The sequence below is a fragment of the Streptococcus oralis genome (assembly GCF_001578945.1).
Classification (GTDB): Bacteria; Bacillota; Bacilli; order Lactobacillales; family Streptococcaceae; genus Streptococcus; species Streptococcus oralis_Q.
The window spans coordinates 63,352-66,801 of sequence record NZ_KQ969552.1 but is presented as its reverse complement, the minus strand read 5'-3'; the positions used below and the strand labels follow the sequence as shown (position 1 = coordinate 66,801).

General features: G+C 41.2%; 3 protein-coding genes. 2 read left to right on the top strand and 1 reads right to left on the bottom strand.

The annotated features are described in order from the left end of the window. Together SORDD16_RS05730 and SORDD16_RS05725 are read left to right on the top strand one after the other, a co-directional pair. On the top strand, positions 1-797 hold a 797-nt coding region (locus SORDD16_RS05730; RefSeq protein WP_081215157.1), incomplete at its 5' end, for a DMT family transporter. A 138-nt stretch (positions 798-935) separates the two neighbouring features. Then, entirely contained in the window at positions 936-1,694 is a 759-nt protein-coding gene (locus SORDD16_RS05725; RefSeq protein WP_061452697.1) for a CPBP family intramembrane glutamic endopeptidase, read from the top strand. A gap of 48 nt (positions 1,695-1,742) precedes the next feature. Here the strand turns inward: SORDD16_RS05725 and SORDD16_RS05720 are convergent, their stop codons facing one another. Then, complete coding sequence (locus SORDD16_RS05720) at positions 1,743-3,026, bottom strand: uracil-xanthine permease family protein (RefSeq protein WP_061452882.1); 1,284 nt, start codon at positions 3,024-3,026, stop codon at positions 1,743-1,745. Positions 3,027-3,450 lie beyond the last annotated feature (424 nt).

Sequence of the window (3,450 nt, the reverse complement as noted above, 5' to 3'; positions counted from 1 at the left end):
CCAATTTACGATTGATTATCGCTGGCTTGGCGCTGGTATTTTTATCCTTTGCAACTGCAAAGGATAAACTCCTATCTTTTTTAAAGGACAAAAAAAGTCTGTCATCTCTGTTGCTATTTTCCTTGTTTGGACTTTTCTTAAACCAGTTTGCCTATCTTTCTGCCATTCAGGAAACCAATGCTGGAACGGCGACAGTTCTCCAGTATGTATGTCCTGTTGGGATCTTGATTTATACTTGTATCAAGGACAGGGTGGCACCAACTCTAGCGGAGATTGTTTCGATTGGATTGGCGATAGGAGGAACTTTTCTGATTGCGACGCATGGGAAAGTCGACCAGTTGTCTGTCACACCTGTCGGTCTTTTCTGGGGACTCTTTTCTGCCTTGACCTATGCCCTCTATATCATCCTTCCTATCACTCTGATTAAGAAATGGGGCAGTATTTTGGTGATTGGTGTGGGCATGGTTATTTCTGGTGTAGGCGTTATTCCCTTTACAGGGGTTTTGCAAGCCAGTATACCGACCAGCTTAGATTTTCTCTTTGCATTTGCTGGGATTATCATCATCGGAACGGTCTTTGCCTATACCGCTTTCCTAAAAGGAGCTAGTCTGATAGGCCCCGTTAAATCTAGTTTATTGGCTTCCATAGAGCCAATTTCAGCCGTTTTCTTTGCCTTTCTGATTATGAAAGAACAATTTTATACGATTGATTTTGTTGGTATGGCTATGATCTTACTAGCTGTAACCATCATTTCTTTGAAAGATTTGTTGATAGAAAATAAACGGAAGGTTGAATGAGGAACTAGCTATAAAAAGTGGTTAGTTTGTATATCATATCAAAATGCTGATCAAGGATAAGGAACCAAAGAAAAATTTTATGAAATTTTAGGCTCATTTTTAAAATAATCTAATACTTAAATGATACATGGAGGAGATATGAAGATTTTACAAAGCATTCATCCATCTAGGCCTCTGCGCTACTTGAGATGGTTTGATATTCTGATTATTACAGTTCTGATGTTTGGTCAGTTTATCATTCGCTCAACGGAGCTCTTTTTAGAAAGTATGTTTCCGACAGGTCTGTCAAGTATAGTGGATACGGCAAGTAATACTATCGGCGAAGGAGCTGCCTATTCGAGCAACTTCACCTTGCAAGTGATACTTCTGACCTTGGCCTTGCTTTACCTTTTGATTCGGAATTATGATTTCAAACAGCTTCCTATTCGTTGGACCTGGTCCCTTCTCTTTTGGGTTCCTTTTATATTTGCCATTGTGGGATTGTTTGGAGACTTGGTGACGACACTAACTGGTGAATACAATTACTTAAATCCAGCTCTTTTTGCCCACATAGATCCCATGGAAATTATACGGAAATTCCTAGCGCTTAGTCCGATGGCAATTGCCTATGCCTTGCTAAATGGCTTCTATGAAGAGTTTTTCTTTCTAGGGTTGTTGGCCTCAGTGAAAGAAAAGCATAAGTGGTGGGTTTTGCTTTATTCTACTATCATTCGGATTTCTTTCCATACCTACCAAGGATTGATTTGGGCGCTGGTTATTGGTGTAGTTTATGGTTTATTCTATTATTTTCTATACAAGTATAGGCTTAAAAATCTCTTACCATTTTTCCTCATGCATGCTCTGGCAGACATGTTTGGGTCTAGTCTCATGTATCTCTTGATTGCATGGGGAAGGTAAGAATAAGAAAAATCCACTCAACTGAGTGGATTTTGTGTGTATAGATGACTAGTCTTTATTTTCGTGTGGCAAGATCAAGTTTAAGATGATTCCTGCCATAGCTGACAGAGCAGTACCAGAAAGTGTAACTGGACCAAGTTTGAGGATGGCTCCACCAAGTCCAAGCACCAACATGGCACTAGCAATGATGAGATTACGCATTTGACCGAAGTCAACACGCTCCTTGATCAAGACTTTCAAACCGTTGCTGGCGATAACTCCGTAGAGAAGGATGGACATCCCACCAAGTACAGCATTTGGAATGGTTGAAATCAAGGCAGTAAATTTACCTAGGAAGCTAAGGGCAATTGCGATAAAGGCAGCGTTACGGATAACAGAGACAGAAGCGATACGAGTCATACCGATAACCCCAGTATTCTCACCGTAAGTGGTATTGGCTGGTCCACCGAGGAAGGCGGATACAGATGTAGCGATACCATCACCGAGAAGAGTACGGTGAAGACCTGGCTCTTTTAAGAATTGACGGCCACATATTTGGCTTAAGACCGTATGGTCTCCGATGTGCTCAGAAATAGTTACGATAGCAATTGGCAAGATAGCGATTGTTTCCGGACCGAAGTAGAGATTGTATTCTTTAAAGGCACCACCAGTGTTAAATGGTAAGTAGAAACCAGGAATTTCAAACCAGTCAGCTTGTAGGACTGGGGTAAAGTCAACCAAACCAAGCATCATAGCGAAGATATAACCACCGATGATAGCGAAGAGGAAAGGAATAATACGAAGGAAGCCTTTCCCTTTTGTATTGATAAAGGCAGCAATTAAGAAAGTAACAATCGCTACAAGAGCATTTTTCCAGTTTCCATCAGCGACAAGACCAGCGTTTGTAACAGCTGAGCTTGCCAGACCAAGACCGATAACGATAATCATAGGACCGATAATGATTGGTGGTAAGAGTTTATCGATCCATTTTGTACCTGCAAAACGAACACTTGCAGCCACAAGGACATAAACCAAACCAGTCAGGATAACCCCAGTTTGAGCGGCCGATACATCGCCACCCATCTCTTTCATAGCTAGAGACATGGCCGTGATAAAGGCGAAGGATGATCCGAGATAGACTGGAACTTTAAAACCAGTCGAAATCATGTAGATGAGTGTCCCGACGCCTGATGCAAAAAGGGCAACAGATACAGGCATTCCCAAAATTAAGGGAACGAGGATGGTTGCACCAAACATGGCAAAAACGTGCTGGAAGCTGAGAAGAATGCCTTTACCAGCTGAAGGACGTTGATCAACGTCTAGTAACAAATCAATAGTTGATTCTTGTTTCATATAAACCTCACTTTTGGGCATCAAAAAAGAGCCCATTATTTTACAGCAACAGGCTCTCAGAGTAAGACTTCTTTAAAGAGAGGGGTATCTCATTAAAGAATTTCATATATTTCTGCGTCTTCGTCACCTCACGGGATGACATTAAAAACCTTTGCTTAGGATAGTATAGCAGAAAAAAATGATTTTGTAAATCATTTTTTCCCGATCCTGGAAACAAGAGAGCGAGGTAGATTTTGTAAATCATTTTTACTCAACTTTTAATAAGGGCGCGCTATTTATAGGATTAAAGTGGGCGTTTGTTAGGCATACCAGCCTTTCTTGGGTACTTATTGGGTGTTTCTTTTTTCTTTTCGACGACAGTGATGTAGCGCGGATCTCCATTTGGCAGGGCATAGCTGAGGTTGTCCTCTACCTTACTAAAGAG

Bases quoted from the DNA above. Each gene is read 5' to 3' on its own strand.
- SORDD16_RS05725 (WP_061452697.1), top strand. From the start codon at position 936: ATGAAGATTTTACAAAGCATTCATCCATCTAGGCCTCTGCGCTACTTG.
- SORDD16_RS05720 (WP_061452882.1), bottom strand. From the start codon at position 3,026: ATGAAACAAGAATCAACTATTGATTTGTTACTAGACGTTGATCAACGT.